Annotated in this window: 13 protein-coding genes and 2 pseudogenes; 6 read left to right on the top strand and 9 right to left on the bottom strand. The window is 59.5% G+C overall.

From position 1 onward, the window contains the following. A complete protein-coding gene (locus tag RYA97_RS23405) occupies positions 1–792 on the bottom strand; it encodes an IclR family transcriptional regulator (RefSeq protein WP_005744491.1) in 792 nt (263 codons plus the stop codon). Positions 793–930: 138 nt separating this feature from the next. Here RYA97_RS23405 and hmgA point away from each other — a divergent pair, with 138 nt between their 5' ends. Both hmgA and fahA read left to right on the top strand, forming a co-directional pair. Next, positions 931–2,238, top strand: a complete 1,308-nt coding sequence (gene hmgA, locus RYA97_RS23400) for a homogentisate 1,2-dioxygenase (RefSeq protein ID WP_057405110.1) — start codon at positions 931–933, stop codon at positions 2,236–2,238. Next, complete coding sequence (gene fahA / locus RYA97_RS23395; protein ID WP_117139575.1) at positions 2,235–3,530, top strand: fumarylacetoacetase; 1,296 nt, start codon at positions 2,235–2,237, stop codon at positions 3,528–3,530. The genes hmgA and fahA overlap by 4 nt, the downstream gene beginning before the upstream one ends. Before the next feature lie 18 nt (positions 3,531–3,548). Here the strand turns inward: fahA and RYA97_RS23390 are convergent, their stop codons facing one another. Then, on the bottom strand, positions 3,549–4,163 hold the full coding sequence (locus RYA97_RS23390; RefSeq protein ID WP_005732625.1) for a TetR/AcrR family transcriptional regulator: 615 nt from the start codon (positions 4,161–4,163) through the stop codon (positions 3,549–3,551). 194 nt (positions 4,164–4,357) lie between these two features. On the opposite strand from RYA97_RS23390, the gene RYA97_RS23385 reads away from it, so the two are divergent. The 3 genes and pseudogenes from RYA97_RS23385 to RYA97_RS23375 all read left to right on the top strand — a co-directional run bounded on the left by RYA97_RS23385 (position 4,358) and on the right by RYA97_RS23375 (position 7,796). Continuing rightward, positions 4,358–5,455, top strand: a complete 1,098-nt coding sequence (locus tag RYA97_RS23385; RefSeq protein ID WP_005780602.1) for an MBL fold metallo-hydrolase — start codon at positions 4,358–4,360, stop codon at positions 5,453–5,455. 112 nt (positions 5,456–5,567) lie between these two features. Beyond that, positions 5,568–6,792: pseudogene (locus RYA97_RS23380) on the top strand (cyanate transporter). A gap of 68 nt (positions 6,793–6,860) precedes the next feature. Continuing rightward, positions 6,861–7,796, top strand: coding sequence for a LysR family transcriptional regulator (locus tag RYA97_RS23375; RefSeq protein WP_316893195.1), 936 nt, complete (start codon positions 6,861–6,863; stop codon positions 7,794–7,796). Between the two features lie 7 nt (positions 7,797–7,803). On the opposite strand, the gene RYA97_RS23370 is transcribed toward RYA97_RS23375, so the two are convergent. From RYA97_RS23370 to RYA97_RS23345, 6 genes and pseudogenes are all read right to left on the bottom strand, one after another. Continuing rightward, the gene (locus tag RYA97_RS23370) at positions 7,804–7,953 is read right to left on the bottom strand and encodes a hypothetical protein (RefSeq protein WP_004656957.1); all 150 of its coding nucleotides are present in this window, start codon (positions 7,951–7,953) and stop codon (positions 7,804–7,806) included. Between the two features lie 126 nt (positions 7,954–8,079). Beyond that, a complete protein-coding gene (locus RYA97_RS23365) occupies positions 8,080–8,757 on the bottom strand; it encodes a type 1 glutamine amidotransferase domain-containing protein (RefSeq protein ID WP_005744484.1) in 678 nt (225 codons plus the stop codon). Positions 8,758–8,922: 165 nt separating this feature from the next. Further along, entirely contained in the window at positions 8,923–10,140 is a 1,218-nt protein-coding gene (locus RYA97_RS23360) for an aldose 1-epimerase family protein (RefSeq protein ID WP_005780610.1), read from the bottom strand. A 654-nt stretch (positions 10,141–10,794) separates the two neighbouring features. After that, positions 10,795–11,122 (bottom strand): annotated as a pseudogene (locus tag RYA97_RS23355) (hypothetical protein). 83 nt (positions 11,123–11,205) lie between these two features. Beyond that, positions 11,206–12,117, bottom strand: a complete 912-nt coding sequence (locus RYA97_RS23350; RefSeq protein WP_117139576.1) for a hypothetical protein — start codon at positions 12,115–12,117, stop codon at positions 11,206–11,208. 65 nt (positions 12,118–12,182) lie between these two features. Further along, positions 12,183–13,343 carry a TDT family transporter gene (locus RYA97_RS23345; protein ID WP_005744481.1) on the bottom strand — a complete coding sequence of 387 codons (1,161 nt, stop codon included), beginning with the start codon at positions 13,341–13,343 and terminating at the stop codon, positions 12,183–12,185. A 128-nt stretch (positions 13,344–13,471) separates the two neighbouring features. Here RYA97_RS23345 and RYA97_RS23340 point away from each other — a divergent pair, with 128 nt between their 5' ends. Beyond that, on the top strand, positions 13,472–14,425 hold the full coding sequence (locus RYA97_RS23340) for a LysR family transcriptional regulator (RefSeq protein ID WP_016982106.1): 954 nt from the start codon (positions 13,472–13,474) through the stop codon (positions 14,423–14,425). On the opposite strand, the gene RYA97_RS23335 is transcribed toward RYA97_RS23340, so the two are convergent. Continuing rightward, a complete protein-coding gene (locus RYA97_RS23335) occupies positions 14,359–15,774 on the bottom strand; it encodes a lipid II flippase MurJ (RefSeq protein WP_005744479.1) in 1,416 nt (471 codons plus the stop codon). The two genes, RYA97_RS23340 and RYA97_RS23335, sit on opposite strands and share 67 nt — an antisense overlap. Positions 15,775–15,789: the final 15 nt, after the last annotated feature.

Here is a 15,789-nt window from a genome sequence, read left to right as displayed (position 1 = left end):
TCAGTCTGACGGACGGCTACCGCCCATACGCTCGCTGATGGCCTGCGCCGTTTGCAAAAGCCGCCTGGCCGCCAGATTCTGCGTCTCGTCGTTCAACACCGATCCCGGCCCAACCACGGTGATCACGCCCACCAGCTTGTTGCCCATGGCGAACAGCGGCGAAGAGGCTGCGTTTATGCCCGGCATCAGCAAGCCCTGAATCTGGTGGACGCCCGTCGTACGGATCTGCTCGATATGCAGCTTGACGTCGCGCAACTGGTCGGCACTCAGCAAAGGCATTTCCTGCTCGCGAAGCGCAGCGGTTTCGCGCTCGTTCAGAAAGCTGTCGAATACCAGGCCGGTAGACGAGCCGAGCAACGGCAGCACCGAGCCGATTTGCGTCACCAGCGTCACTGCGCCCATCGACGCTTCGACATACACCACGGTCGGCCCTTTGTTGCCCCATACCGCCAGGAAGCACGTCTGGTTCAGTTCATCACGCAGGCTGGCCAGCCACGGCGCCGATACTTTCAGCACGTCCAGTTTGCCGAGTGAGGCCAGCCCGACCAGCAACGCTTCGCGCCCCAGCCCGTAGTGATTGTTGACAGCATCCTGCTCGGCAAAGCCACTGGCAATCAGCGCCTGTAGATAACGATGAACCTTGCTGGCAGGCATGCCCAGATGCTCGGCCAGTTTCGACAGGGAAGTGGAGGGCGACAGATCGGCCAGCGCCTTGAGCACGCCCAGTCCAACTTCGGCGGCCTGAACCTTTTGCTGACGTCCGCCTGTCGGGCTTTCGATGTCCTGGGTCATGGGTGCTGTGCGCCGATCGGGAAAGGCAGCTTTATAGCTTGACCGGCTGGCAAACTCAAATTACGTTATGCGTAATCGTTTTACGTTAAATGATGTTTTACCCGTCTCTGCCCGACCCCATAACAACAAGAGGTCCAGATGGCTATCCACTCCCGTTCCGACGCATTGGCTTATCAGTCGGGCTTTGGCAACCAGTTCAGCAGCGAGGCGCTGCCCGGAGCATTGCCGATTGGCCAGAACTCTCCGCAGAAGCACCCGCTGGGGCTGTATGCCGAGCAGTTCTCGGGTACTGCCTTCACGGTCGCGCGCAGCGAAGCCCGGCGTACCTGGTTGTATCGCATCAAACCTTCGGCGGCCCATCCGCGTTACCAACGCATGGGTCGGCAGATCGCCGGTCAGGAGCAGGGCCCGATCAACCCCAACCGGCTGCGCTGGAACGCTTTCGATATCCCCGCAGAGCCTGTCGATTTCATTGACGGCCTGATCCCTTTGGCGAGTACCTCGGCGGCGGATCAGGCAGACGGTGTGAGCGTCTACGTATACGCAGCCAACACTTCGATGCAGCGTGCGTTTTTCAGCGCCGATGGCGAATGGTTGATTGTGCCGCAACAGGGGCGACTCAGAATCATCACCGAATTAGGTCTGCTGGACATCGAGCCGCTGGAAATCGCCGTCTTGCCGCGAGGCATGAAGTTTCGCGTGCAACTGCTCGACAGCAGCGCCCGCGGTTACATCTGCGAGAACCACGGTTGCGCCTTGCGCCTTCCGGAGCTTGGTCCGATCGGCAGTAACGGGCTGGCCAATCCACGTGATTTTCTGACGCCAGTGGCCTGGTTTGAAGACAATCAGCAACCGGTGGAGCTGGTGCAGAAGTTCCTTGGTGAACTGTGGTCGACACACCTGGAGCATTCACCCTTTGATGTGGTGGGCTGGCACGGTAACAACGTTGCGTACAAGTATGATCTGCGGCGTTTCAACACCATCGGTACGGTCAGTTACGATCACCCGGACCCATCGATTTTCACTGTGTTGACTTCACCAGGTGCCGCCCACGGCCAGGCCAATATCGATTTCGTTATATTCCCGCCGCGCTGGATGGTGGCGGAAAATACCTTTCGCCCGCCGTGGTTCCACCGCAACCTGATGAACGAATTCATGGGCCTGATCGATGGCGCCTACGACGCCAAGGCTGAAGGCTTCATGCCCGGGGGCGCCTCGCTGCACAACTGCATGAGCGCGCACGGCCCGGATAATGTCACGGCAGAAAAGGCCATTACTGCCGAGCTGAAACCGCACAAAATCGAAAACACCATGGCCTTCATGTTCGAGACCGGCAAGGTATTGCGTCCCAGCCGCCACGCGCTCGGCTGCCCGCAACTGCAAGCCGATTACGATGCCTGCTGGAACGACATGACCAGGACATTCAACAAGGAACCGCGCCGATGACTGGCTCTCTCAATCGTCGCAGTTGGGTGGCATCGGCCAACGAGCACGCTGATTTTCCGTTGCAGAACCTGCCGCTGGGTGTGTTCAGCCATGGCACTACCGGCCCGCGTGGTGGCGTGGCGATTGGCGATCTGATTGTCGATCTGCGCGCAGCAACAGCCGCGGGGGTTTTTCACGGGCAGGCCGCTGAAGCTGCCGAAGTGGCCAGCCGTGACCAGCTCAACGATTTCTTTGCACTGGGCGCTCCAGCACGTCAGGCATTGCGCAGCGCATTGCTGCAACTGCTGGATGCGGACAACCCGCAACGTGACAGTGTGCAGGCGGTTGAAGGTTTGCTGCTGCCGATGAGCGAGTGCAGTCTGCACATGCCGGCGCGGGTAGGTGATTATTCTGACTTCTACGTTGGTATTCACCATGCGCTGAACGTCGGAAAGCTGTTCCGTCCGGACAATCCGCTGCTGCCCAACTACAAATATGTGCCAATTGGCTACCACGGCCGGGCATCGACCCTCTGCACATCCGGTACGCCGGTCCGGCGGCCCAGTGGGCAGACCCTTGCGCCGGGTCAGGATGTTCCCGTTTTCGGTCCCTGCAAACGCCTGGATTACGAACTGGAGCTGGGTGTGTGGATCGGGCCGGGGAATGCGCAGGGCGATGCCATCGCGATTGACCGGGCCGCCGAACACATCGCCGGGTTTTGCCTGCTCAACGACTGGTCGGCGCGTGACATTCAAGCGTGGGAGTACCAGCCGCTGGGACCGTTTCTGTCCAAGAGCTTTGCCACGACGATCTCGCCCTGGGTGGTAACCGCCGAAGCGCTGATACCCTTCCGCAGCCCCCAGTCACTGCGTCCGGAGGGCGATCCTCAGCCGCTGCCGTACCTGCTTGATCAGAATGATCAGCAGGGTGGCGCGCTGGACATCGAGCTGGAAGTGCTGCTGCTGACCGCGCAGATGAAGGCCGAGGGGCTGGAGCCTTACCGGTTGGGTCTGAGCAACTCGCTGAACATGTACTGGACCGTGGCGCAGATGGTCGCGCACCACAGCGTCAACGGTTGCAAGCTGCAACCGGGCGACCTGCTTGGCACCGGTACGCTGTCCGGCCCTCAGACAGGTCAGTACGGCAGCCTGCTGGAGATGACCGCAGGCGGCAAGCAGTCAGTGGCGTTGCCCAACGGTGAAAAGCGCATATTCCTGGAAGCTGGCGACGAGGTCATCCTGCGTGCCCGTTGTCATCGGGAAGGGCAGGTGTCGATTGGCTTTGGCGAGTGCCGGGGCGTAGTACTCGACTGAAAAACCGGATCAGAAGCCTCAGGGAGTCACTTCGTACCAGCCCAGAAACATGTTCAACGCCGACTCGACCACATCACTTTGCTCCTGAGGGTTGAGCAGTGCGGCATTGAAGGTTACCTGTGGCCAGAATGCGAACGACTTGAGCAACGCGTGCATCTGCGTCGCCGCAAAACCGGGGTCGACAGGCTTCAGGCGACCGCCTTTCTGGGCCGCCCGGATCCACGCGCTGAAGGTTTCTTCGCGCTCATTGATACGGGCCATCCACACTTGAGCACGCTCGGGCGAGTGAATGGTAGCGCCCACCACGACACGCGCCAGGTCGAGAAAATTACTGTTGGTGAGGTTGCGCATCTTGCCCCACAGCAGGTCTCGAAGTTGCTCGCGCAGACTGACATTGGGGTGATAAATCACTTCCGATTGCGGCGGGGCACAGCTCCACAGACGCTGCAGCATCTCGGCGAACAGCTCTTCCTTGCTGGGGAAATGGTTGTAGACCGTGCGTTTGGACACCTCAGCCCGAGCAGCGATGCGGTCCATGCTGGTGACCTCGAAACCACGATCGCCAAATTCGGCAATAGCTGCCTGGACGATGGATTCGCGTTTCTGATCGGTGAGGCGCATGGGTGCGGTCATAGGTTCGCTTCAAACGTACGTTTAGAGAAAGTTACACTCAGCAGTTTACTTGTCGCCAAGAATCACGCAAGCTTAAAACTACACCGTGTAGTGTAAAACACTGTTACATATCTTTCATCGAGCATCCTGCAACGGGATCACGTACAAAGTATGCACGGCTGGAGCCTCAACCTGTTCCCAGGAGTCAGCAAACCATGGCCTCGACACATCAGAAAAAGGATGCTTCTTCACTGCCTGTCCTGTCCCGTCATGAGGGGCGATATCGGAATCACGCGACGATGAAACCGGCGAGTCTGCTGCGAACACTCCGCATTTTCTGGGATCAGGCATTCAATAAGCCCAAGGACACGCGCCCCGCAGGCGAAATTCCGGTGCAGCCGCTGTCGCGTCAGCAGTTGCTGGCAGCGCCCAACAACACGGTGTATCGCCTCGGGCATTCGACGGTCCTGCTCAAATTACGCGACCAGTTCTGGCTGACTGATCCCGTGTTTGCCGAGCGCGCGTCGCCGGTGCAGTGGGCGGGGCCGCAGCGCTTTCATCAGCCGCCGATCAGCCTCGAAGAGTTGCCGCCAATCAAGGCAGTGATTCTTTCGCACAACCACTACGACCATCTGGATCGTATGGCAATCAAGGCGCTGACCGACAAGACCGAGCATTTTCTGGCACCACTTGGTGTAGGCGATACGCTGATTGAATGGGGCGTACCCGCGCACAAGGTTCGTCAGCTGGACTGGTGGCAGTCCACCGAAGTGGCGGGCATCGAGTTCGTCGCTACGCCTTCGCAGCATTTTTCCGGGCGTACGCTGCTCGACAGCAACCGTACCCTGTGGGCGTCCTGGGTGATAATCGACGGCGATCAGCGGATCTTTTTCAGTGGCGACAGCGGCTATTTCGATGGCTTCAAGACCATCGGCGAGCAATACGGACCGTTTGACCTGACGCTGATGGAAACCGGGGCCTATAACGTCGAATGGCCGCATGTGCACATGCAACCCGAGCAGACGCTGCAGGCGCATCTGGACCTGCGTGGTCGCTGGTTGCTGCCGATTCACAACGGCACCTTCGACCTGTCGATGCACGCCTGGCACGAACCGTTCGATCGTATCCTGGCGCTGGCCTGGGAGCAGAATGTTTCGATCACCACGCCGATGATGGGCCAGCCGTTCTATGTGCAATACCCGTGTCGCGGTTTGACATGGTGGCTGGGCGTCGATGAAGTTGCCGAGCCTGAACCCGAGCCCGAGCAGCACGGCCGAGTAACGAACTGCAAATGCCCTCGGCAAAATGCCTGAAACTGCCCGCGCCATTGCTGAACTGATTTTTAAATAGCAGCACCCAGATTTTGATTTGTCATATGAGCACGCGCCCGGCCTAATCCTGATCATCGAAATTAATGGTGACGGTATGCAGGTGCGTAGCTTGGCGGTTCGGAATATGGGGTTGATGGTCAGTATCGTACTGGTGGCGCTCAACCTGCGCCCATCGATGGCAGCGGTCGGTCCGTTGCTTGCGGCGATTCGTCTGGAGGTGCCGCTGGGCTTCGGGATGGCGTCATTGCTGACCATGCTGCCGATCATGGCCATGGGGCTGGCGATGTTTTTCGGCATCTGCATCGCGCGTTACCTGGGGACGCATCGCAGCATCCTGCTTTCACTGGTGCTTATCGGCCTGGCAACCCTGGCGCGTCTGGTTCTCGATTCTGCTGTCGAACTGATTTTCAGCGCTGTGCTGGCAGGTCTTGGCATTGCCTTGATTCAGGCGCTGATGCCCGCATTGATCAAATCGCGTTTCAAGGCCAACGTCTCATTGTGCATGGGCCTGTATGTAACCGCGATCATGGGTGGCGCGGCCCTTGCCGCATCATTCAGCCCATTGGTGATGAGCAGCAGCGGCAGTTGGCGCGCTGGTCTGGCGGTGTGGTCGCTTCTGGCACTGTTGGCAGTGTGCGTCTGGTTCGCCCAGCGGCGCGTGTTACAGGTCGACACTTCAAACGCTGCCGGGCCCCGGCAGGCTTTTTCCATATACCTCGGGCCTGGATGCTGGGAGTTTTCTTCGGCCTCGGTACTGCGTCCTATACCTGCGTACTGGCCTGGCTTGCGCCTTATTACCTGGAGAACGGCTGGAGCGAGCAGGATGCCGGCCTGTTGCTGGGCTTTCTGACCCTGATGGAGGTCGTATCGGGTCTGCTGGTTCCGGCGCTGGCTAACCGCAGTCGCGATAAACGCGTAGCGCTGGCGGTGCTGCTGGTGTTGATGATGATCGGTTTTGCCGGGCTGATTCTGCTGCCGCAGCGGCTGGGCCTGCTGTGGACCTGTTTGCTGGGGTTGGGGATAGGCGGTTTGTTTCCGATGAGCCTGATTGTGTCTATGGACCATGCCGATGATCCTCGACAGGCAGGCGGCCTGACCGCATTCGTGCAGGGCGTGGGTTATCTGATTGCCAGCCTGTCGCCGCTGTTTGCCGGAATAATCCGCGACCTGACGGGCAGCTTTGCAGGCGCATGGTGGTCACTGATGGCGTTGGTCGCGATCATGCTGTTGATGGTGGTGCGACTCGATCCCCGACGCTATGCTGAGCACCTGCGCAGCGCCGGCGTCAAACGGTCATTATTGGCGAGGGGGCGGCATGATTGCATTTTGATGCTATCTTGTCCGCGTGGACCTGATCGTCCGGTCGCAGCGCCAGCGAGATGCCTCAATGCTCAACAGTAATGCCCTGAGAAAGCTGGACATGCAGGACCTGATGGTCTTTGTCTCGGTGTATGAACAGCGCAACCTGACCCTGGTCGCAGATGCGCTGCATGTCAGTCAGTCAACGGTTAGCTACTGCCTGAAAAAGCTGCGCGCCAACTTCGAAGACGATCTGTTCATCTGCACCCGCAATGGCATGCGTCCGACCCGCAAGGCATTGGCCATGCACGCCCATGTGCAGCAGATTCTCGAGTCGGTCAATTTGTGTCACGACGGCCTGGGCCTGTTTGATCCGACCCGCAGGCAAACCACTTTCACGGTATGTGCCCCCGAGTATTTTGAACTACTGGTATTGCCGCACCTGATGCGCGACTTTGTCGCCGCTGGCTTTTCGGTAACGGTCAATGTGCAGAAGCTTGAGAAGCAGTTACCCGCCGAGCAATTGAACGATGGTCGTTTTGACCTCGCCCTGTGCTTCGGGCCGGGCTTTCACCGAGTCCCGGACGGCCTGGTTTCACAAGTGTTGCTCGAAGATGACCTGGTCTGCGTCATGGACGCCCGGTTCGCGCCGCTCAGCGCCCTGATCGACATTCAGACCTTCAACGGGCACCGCCATGTGTACCCGACGCCATGGGCGTCCGACACCAACATGGTCGATGGCTGGCTGCAACGTCAGGGGCTGGAGCGCAACATTGTCGCGCGCGCGAACAGTTACCGCGCGGCGTTGCAATTGCTCGAGGGCACAGATTTCATTCTGGTGCTGCCAAGGCGCATTCAGACGCTGCTGGGCAATGAGCCATGGATTGCCGTGTTCGAGCTGCCGCCGGATCTGCCTGGTTTCAGTCTGGACATGCTGTGGAGCGCTCAGGCCGATCAGGACGAGGCCAGTGGCTGGCTGCGTGAGCAAGTCGTGAAGGTCTGCGCCGAGCGCGGTCTGCTCTGACGCGTGGTCAGTTGCCAGACTTGTCTTTCTGCGGGTCTGGCGAAGTACCAGGCCGCGGTTGCTCGCCCTGTTGATTGAGCTGTTTGTTCTTCTCGCCCACCTTGCCGGCGTTTTCCGGTTTGTGCTCGAGGTCTTCGCGTTTGGATTCATCTGCCATGACCGTATTCCTTTTTGTCGGGGGGTGTGGTGATTGGTCAGTGTGGCGGGTGCAAGATTCGATTTAAATGACGCGCGGTTCATTGTCCGGTGCTGTTAGCGTCGGACGCTGAACCGCGCACATCGATCAGCTCAACAGAGTGATCAAGTCTTTGGCCGCCTGCGCAGAGCTGGCCGGGTTCTGGCCAGTTACCAGCTTGCCATCGGTCAGCACGTAGACGCCCCAGTCGTCGCCCTTGGAATAGTCACCGCCCAGTTGCTTGAGCGTGTCTTCGACCAGAAAAGGCACGACATTGGTCAGGCCGACCGCTTCTTCTTCACTGTTGGTGAAGCCTGTGACACGGCGGTCCTTGACCAGCGGTTGGCCGTCCGGCGACTTTACGTGACGCAATACGCCAGGTGCGTGGCAGACCATCCCGTGTGGCTTGTCTGCATTGGCAAAGGCCTCGATCAGCGCGATGGAGTCCTTGTCTTCAGCCAGGTCCCACAGCGGGCCGTGACCGCCCGGGTAGAACACGGCATCGAAATCGGCCGCATTGACGCCAGACAGAAGGCCCGTATTGGCGAGCGCTTTCTGCGCATCTGCATCTTTGGAGAAGCGCTTGGTGTCGTCGGTCTGAGCGTCAGGCTCATCGCTTTTCGGGTCCAGCGGTGGTTGACCGCCTTTCGGAGAGACCAGCGTAACGTCGGCCCCGGCCTCTTTGAATGCGTAATACGGAGCGACGAACTCTTCGAGCCAGAAACCGGTTTTCTTGCCGGTGTCGCCCAGTTGGTCATGGGATGTCAAAACCATCAGGATTTTCATGTGCATGCTCGTCTTCGAAGGGTGAGAGGGTGTAGACAGGCGAAACCCTCAAGTGTTGTGAGAATTTTTTACCTCAGGAACAAGCAGGGCCGGATATCGACACAATGGCTTGCGTCGACATCCGGCCCTGTTTCACCGCTGCGTTGGAGAAACGTCAGATGAGGATCATTGCTCCTTGGTCAGATCCACCAGCGGCTCTTTGCGCACCTCAGTCTCGCGACCGTCCTGAATGCTCTTGACCTGGCCAAGCGCCTTGTCGACCGCGCCCTTGTCAGCCAGCAGGCTGTAGCTGATCTGGAACTGACGTTGCTCTTTGGGTGCTATGGTCGGTACCAGATTCAGCGGACGCTGGAAGCGGCGGTTGTAGGAGAAGCTGGTGCCCGGTTCCAGCCCGGTCACGTAACCCTGACCTTTGGTGTCAGTGTTTTTCCACAGCGAGAACACCGGCAACTGCCTGGTATTGAAACCGACCGACACGCCCAGGCTGCCAGCCTTGTTGTGCAGCACGGTCAGCGTATCGCCCTTGGCATCGCCATAAGGCACGACGTTGTAGACCGTTTCGTCGTAATCCGGCGTCGGCGCACGGTAGGTCTGCCAATCGCCCAGATCACCCTTGGCTTTCTCGTTGAACGGTGAAACCTGCTTGACCGGTGCTTCGAAGCGCGCCCCTTGCTCGAGGAACGGTGTGCTGAAGTTACTGTGGTACAGCGCCTGGTATTCTTTCGGATAATCGCCATTGTTGGTCAGCGTATCGTTGAGCGAAAAGCTCGTGCTGCCTGGCTCGGTGACCAGTTCGGTTTGCACTGAAAAGTCGACCTTCTTGAACGCCTGCTCCTTCAATTCACCCTTGAGGCGGATCGCGTAAGGCGGCTTTTCGTCGATCTGCAGCGTCACTTTGCTGGCCGGAATGTTGGCAGCGCGACCATGCAGGGTCAGCAGTTCGCCATTGTCCATGCCCGGGTGGCCCACCCACTCGTATCCGCAACGGGTCACCAGTTCGTTGAAACCCTCCAGCCAGCCCAGCCCGCCGCGGCCATTGAGTTCGATAAACGCCGGATTGACTACATCCTTGACCGGCGAATCCCAACCCATGCGTACCTCACCCACCGATGCCTGCAGCACATTCATGCCGCGGGTAGGCACCACCGAAATCTTCATTGTGCCGTTATCGATATCAATGATGCTCACGCCTTCCTGACGACCGCCGTGCAGGGTTCGCATCGTGACAGTGAACGGCTTGTCGGTCTTGACGCCCAGTTGCTGACTGGTGATCTGCTGATTCTGCGCAGCCTTGTCGGTGTCGAGCAGCACGTAATCCCAGGCAAACACACTGGAAGCGGCTGTGAGGGCACCGAGGCCCACGAGCAGGGGAAGGGATTTCATGGTGGTGGTCCTTCTGTAATTATTGGAATTATGGTGCTGCATATCGTTTGAACAGCTATTTAACGCCTAGTTAATCGATTCAGCAATGGGCCGAGTCCAGGCAAAGCGCTTTTCAATCACCATGGCACTGAAGACACGGAGTGCGACGTTATCGAAGTAACTCGCCGAGGGGCGAAAAGGTGACCTGAGTCGAGCCCCGATTCACCTTACACCACAGAACCGGCGTGTGACGCAGAGCGTCACGAACTGCATTCCCACGCGGAGCGTTGGAACGATGGTCAAACAGCAGCCGCTCTCAGCGCATTGTTTTTTTACCGCGATGGCACTGACGACGCAGAGTGCGACGTTAGTGACAGGGCGAAGGAACCCGACGAAGTCGGGCCGGAAACAGGAGCGGGGACGTTGCTTACTTTGGTCCCTCAAAGTAAGGCGCCGTAAGGGCGCAAAGGTGACCTGAGCCGAACCTTAATCCACCTGAAATAACAGAACCGCCGTATGACGCAGGGCGTCACGAACTGCATTCCCAAACGGTGCGTGAGGAACGAGGGGTACCTCTGCCAAACTGTCGTGACTCAAGTGCGCATAGGCATGCCCGACGCCCGTTTTCGAACCTGCGGTACTCAGCCATTAATAACGGATGCGTTGCAGGAACGGTCATTGAGACTCAGGTGACTGCCCCCCGGACCTGATCGGCCGCCTCACTCAACAACTGCTCGATCTGCGCATGCTCCCAGCCACTGAGCAAACTGACCGGGTCGGTGCGCAGCCAGCTTTCGAACGAGCCCTCACGGCCTTGCGGACAGCAGCACGACCGACAGCGCGTCGGGCTGCCATCGGTTATTTCCAGCGTCAGCAACCAGCCGTCGATATCGACCTGTTGCAGCCCGGAGCCGGAGGTTGTGCCGATAAGCCTCAACGACCGTGTGCCCATCGCAGCATCCCGCAGTTGCTGATACACCTCACGAGTCGTCAGAGCTTTCACAGGCGTCACCCGATTCCATTTTTTTTGAGTAAAGCACGATTTCGAAGCGTGCAGGATGAGATAACTGTCAGCTCAAAAGCCCTTCAGGGCGCCGCGCCAAACAGGCGCTCGATCTCGGGCCGGGTCTGATTGATCGCACCCAGTTGGCGGATCAGCTCGGCCTGTCTGCTGCCACGTATGCCTGCGGTGGTCATGACCGCGTCGCGCACGTAGGTATAGACACCGCTGACGCCAAACGGCGTGATGTAACGCACGTGCTCGCTGATCCCTCGCGTGATGGCCTTAAAGTGCTCGCTGGCGTAATAGGTTCGACGGGCCCAGGCCGATTCGAACACCAGTTCCATCATGATGATGTTCAGGCGTGACGCCTCGACCTTGTGATCAACGTCGGGCGCAGGCGGTGCCGGCTGCGCGTTGTCGTAGGGTTGCGCGAGGTGCAGGCGCAGTTTGAGTACGGCATCGGCACCGGCCATTTCATTCGCGAGCTTTTCAATGGCCTTGCGGGCGGCGGGCAGGTCATCGCTGGCGAGATGGAAATGCAGGTGCATTTTGTCCAGCGTCGCCGTTTCGTTGGGAATCGGATCGGGCAGTCGATCCACCAGTGTGCTGGAGCCATCCGGCACGTCGTAAGCAATGGTTTGCTCAAACATGTTCTGCTCGTCGGAGAACAGCAGAGCGCTGGCGTCCTTGAATTGTTGCTGACTTTCGGCGGATAGAAAGCCGATCTCCACACCGCCATCCAGCACGTAGCCCGGCAGTGGTGTGACGCCTTCGATCAGCGGCCACAAATGACCATCCTTTTCACGCGTCAAGTGATGCTGCACATACCAGCCAAGGCCCTCAAGCCTCGCGCACAGAGGGCCGTGAACATCGCGCCAGTAGGTGGCGAACAAGTCATGAGGAACGCCGTTCCTGCGCAACACCGTGGTATACGAATTGATAACGATGTTTTCATCGCGAGCGCCGTAGTTACCGGAAAATTCTGAGGTATGCATGAGTGCTCTCTGTCCTGAAGATGTTTCTCTCAGGCGCTTCGTCCGCGAGGTAAGTTCAAGGCAAATTACCGGCGGACACATTGGCTCGAAGCAATGCACGGCGAGACGAACAGATGCCCCCGGTAGGCGCCTGCCAGAGTACGTGCCGACACCACCGACCACATCAGTGCCAGCAGCGCGACGAGCCCGGTACCAAACACGTCGAAAAAGCTCAGGTGCAGGCTAGCGCCGAGTTTGAGCGTCGCCAGCGCATACACGCCGAGCGGGAAGGTAAATGCCCACCAGCCCAGATTGAATTCGATACCCTGCTTGAAGTAACGCGCGGTGATCAATACAGCCAGCGCCAACCACCATAGCCCCAGCCCCCAGAACAGCGTACCGACCATCACACCGATGCCAGCCACCACCGTGCCGAGCGACGCCAGGCCGTGGGCGGCAAAGATGACCGGGGCCTCGTTGCCCATCACCAGCATGCCCAATGCGCCTGTGCCGATAGGGCCAAGTGCCAGCCAGCTCGACGCCGCCATGCTTTCATGAGGCAGTTTGTGCAATGCCAGACGCAACAGCAGAATCACCAGAATGCTCAATGCCACCGGTACCGAGTAGGCCCACAACACGTAGCTGGTGATCAGCACGGTGAACTGCGAATCAGCGGCTGCGAGGTTGGGGGTCAGCAGCCCGCCGCAGGCTGCTGCAACTTCTGCTGCCACCACGGGCAACAGCCAGACAGCGGTCATCTTCTCGATACTGTGTTCCTGACGGGTAAACATCATGAACGGAATCAACACGCCACACGCCAGGGCCATTGCTACATCCAGCCACCACAATGCTTCGGCCAGCGGCACGATAGCAGTACCCCAGCGCGCCGGACCATACACCAGCAGGCCGCTGATGACAGTCGCCAGCCCCATGGGAATGGTGCCGAAGAACATCGATACGGTGGAGTGCCCGAACACCTGACGCGCCTCGTCGAAAAACAGCAGCCAGCGACTGGCGTACATAACGCTGAAGAGGGTGAACAGGCCGATGTTCAGGAACCATAACGCTTCACCCAGCGTGCGCAATGCAGCAATGTCCCCCGGCAGTTGCGCCAGTGCCAGTGACAAAATTCCGGTGCCCATAGTCACTGCGAACCAATTGGGGGTGAACTGTCGAACGGCCTCCAGCGGGCTCGTCAGCGCTGCGAGAGGCGCGTTGCCCTTGTTGATAATAGCGAACCTGCTCATGGCCGTATCCTGCTGCTGAATGGGGAACAGGTTTCAGTCTACGCAGTCACAGAAAATCTTCTAAACGGGTAATCTATCTTCTTGTTACCTGATTTTCAGGTAGGTTTGCCCGGCTACGGAGTTCAGTCTTGAGACTCAACCTGCGTCAATTACAGATTTTTTGCGCAATCACCCGCTGTGGCAGTACCACCAGCGCGGGTCATGCCTTGTCTTTGTCCCAGTCGGCTACCAGTGCGGCATTGAACGAGCTGGAAAGTGCGCTGGGCACCCGGCTGTTCGACCGGGTGGGCAAGCGGCTGGTCCTCAACGATAACGGCCAGACATTGCTGCCACGTGCCATGAAGATGCTGGAAAATGCCCAGCAGATCGAAGACAGCTTTCTATTGCCGGGCGCGACCTTGAATGCTCGCCTGCGAATCGGCAGTAGCAGCACCATTGGCAATTACGTCGTGCCGCAGATAGTCGGCGCACTGCGCAGTTCGACGCCTCTGCTGCGAGTCGATGTGGACATCGGCAACAGCACACTGATTGCTCGCAAGGTCGCGCAGTTTGAAATCGATATGGGCCTCATCGAGGCACCGTGCCATCTGCCAGAGCTGATCGCCGAGCCATGGCTGGTCGATGAAATGGTCATTGTTGCCGGCAGCGCTCATCCGTTGGCTCGACAACAGCAGGTTTCACTGGGGGAGCTGCAAAACGCTGAATGGCTGTTGCGTGAGCAGGGTTCGGGGACCCGGGAGGAGGTCGAGCACTTGTTGCTCAGGCATTTGCACGATCTGCAGGACATGCGCCAGGTAGGCAGTTCTGAAGCAATAATGCGCACCCTCGCTCAAGGCATTGGCATCAGTTGTCTGTCTCGTCGTATCGTCGCTGATCTGCTGCTGAGCGGGCAATTGCGCACGCTCGCCAGCCCGCTGCCGCCGCTCAATCGTCGGTTCTTCATGATCACTCACCGCGACAAGTTCGTCTCACCGAGCCTGGAGCGGTTCAGGGAGGCCTGTCGGCAGTCTGCCGATCAGGCAGGCACGTTGCGCCATGGTTTGAGCCACAACGCCAGCCCGAGCAGCAGCAAAGCGCCGTAAACACAGCTCAGGCCCAATTGCAGCCAGGTGTCGTGAAGCGGGTGCAGGAGCAGGGCGGCGAAGATCATCAGCAGGCTGGCCAGCAGCCAGTGACTGCGCCACGGCAAAACGCCGAGCAACGCCTGACGGCGCATCAGCAGCACGCCTGTGACCAGCGCGCCGCCCAGCGCCGCGATGGCGATACCGGTCAGGCCGAAGACAAAGGGCAGCGTCGCCAGCAGCAGCGCGTTACACAGACTGCCGATCAACTCGCAGTTGAGCGGCAGGCGCGTGTCACCGGCGGCGTAGGCGTAGCGCGCCAGCAAGGCGTTCCAGGCACCAAACATCAGCGGCACGGCAAACCAGGCCAGCAGCTCAGGCAACGGACCCTCATGGCTCTGATTGGGCAGCAACAGGGTCACCAGCGCACCGGCCGCACCGATCAGCCCGGCTACGGCCGGCAGGGTCAGTAATGTGGCGCTGCCCAGCCCGCGTCTGAGTAGCGACAAACGCTGCTCGCCCGCGCTGCCGCTCATCAGTCCGAGCAGTACCTGGTTCAGGCTCATCAATGCAATGAGCGGCAGGTTGATCAGTTTGCGCGCCAGATTGACCCAGGTTACCGCGCCTTCACCGAGCAACGACGCGACCATTCGCTCAAGCAAGGCAAGGCCCTGGCTGGCCAGGTTGCTGCTCAGCAGTGGACCGATGCGTTGCAGCAGTTCGCGCACGGCACCGGCTTCTGATTGCCACTGCCAGGGTCGCCATCCCGAACGATACAGGGCAGGCAACAACACGCCCGGCATCAGCACGCTGCCCAGTACGCACGCGCTGGCTAGCCCGGTCGATGTTGCGGCGTGGCTGAACGTGGCGAGGTAGATAACGGGCGGCAGGTTGAACAGCAGCGAGCCGAGCCCGGCCAGCACGAAGCGCGAACGGGCCTGCAAAGGTATGCAAAACAGCGCGTGGAGCATGAAACCGGGCGCGCACCAGGCCAGCCAGCGCAGGCCGCTGGCTGCCTGTGCATAGCCGTCGGCGTCCAGCCCTGGACCGATAAGACGCACCAGAAACCCTGCACCGATCGCCAGCACTGCGCTCAATGCCACCCCGGTCAATAACAAACGCGGTGCCATGCAGCCCAGCCAGCGTTGTTGCCGGTCAGCCGGACGTTGCTGATAAAGGGGCAGGGCGGCAGCGCTGAGCAGCCCCGCGGCCAGTGACATGCGCAGCGCTTCGGGCAAAAACATCGAGACCAGAAAGGCATCGCTCTGACTGCCGGCACCCCAGGCTGCCACCAACAGCCATTCACGGGCAAAACCGGCTGCCAGGCCGGTGAGGGTGGCCAGTGTCAGCCAAAGTGTCGAGCCCAGCATCGCGCGCCCTGCCGA

It is taken from the genome of Pseudomonas syringae group sp. 26L6, assembly GCF_032587815.1.
Taxonomy (GTDB): Bacteria; Pseudomonadota; Gammaproteobacteria; order Pseudomonadales; family Pseudomonadaceae; genus Aquipseudomonas; species Aquipseudomonas amygdali.
The sequence above is the reverse complement of the archived record's forward strand: the minus strand, read 5'-3'. Positions and strand labels throughout refer to the sequence as shown.

Bases quoted from the DNA above. Each gene is read 5' to 3' on its own strand.
- RYA97_RS23370 (WP_004656957.1), bottom strand. From the start codon at position 7,953: ATGGCAGATGAATCCAAACGCGAAGACCTCGAGCACAAACCGGAAAAC.
- RYA97_RS23390 (WP_005732625.1), bottom strand. From the start codon at position 4,163: ATGACCGCACCCATGCGCCTCACCGATCAGAAACGCGAATCCATCGTC.
- RYA97_RS23405 (WP_005744491.1), bottom strand. From the start codon at position 792: ATGACCCAGGACATCGAAAGCCCGACAGGCGGACGTCAGCAAAAGGTT.
- RYA97_RS23375 (WP_316893195.1), top strand. From the start codon at position 6,861: ATGCTCAACAGTAATGCCCTGAGAAAGCTGGACATGCAGGACCTGATG.
- RYA97_RS23385 (WP_005780602.1), top strand. From the start codon at position 4,358: ATGGCCTCGACACATCAGAAAAAGGATGCTTCTTCACTGCCTGTCCTG.
- RYA97_RS23350 (WP_117139576.1), bottom strand. From the start codon at position 12,117: ATGCATACCTCAGAATTTTCCGGTAACTACGGCGCTCGCGATGAAAAC.
- RYA97_RS23365 (WP_005744484.1), bottom strand. From the start codon at position 8,757: ATGAAAATCCTGATGGTTTTGACATCCCATGACCAACTGGGCGACACC.
- hmgA (WP_057405110.1), top strand. From the start codon at position 931: ATGGCTATCCACTCCCGTTCCGACGCATTGGCTTATCAGTCGGGCTTT.
- RYA97_RS23335 (WP_005744479.1), bottom strand. From the start codon at position 15,774: ATGCTGGGCTCGACACTTTGGCTGACACTGGCCACCCTCACCGGCCTG.
- RYA97_RS23345 (WP_005744481.1), bottom strand. From the start codon at position 13,343: ATGAGCAGGTTCGCTATTATCAACAAGGGCAACGCGCCTCTCGCAGCG.
- fahA (WP_117139575.1), top strand. From the start codon at position 2,235: ATGACTGGCTCTCTCAATCGTCGCAGTTGGGTGGCATCGGCCAACGAG.
- RYA97_RS23360 (WP_005780610.1), bottom strand. From the start codon at position 10,140: ATGAAATCCCTTCCCCTGCTCGTGGGCCTCGGTGCCCTCACAGCCGCT.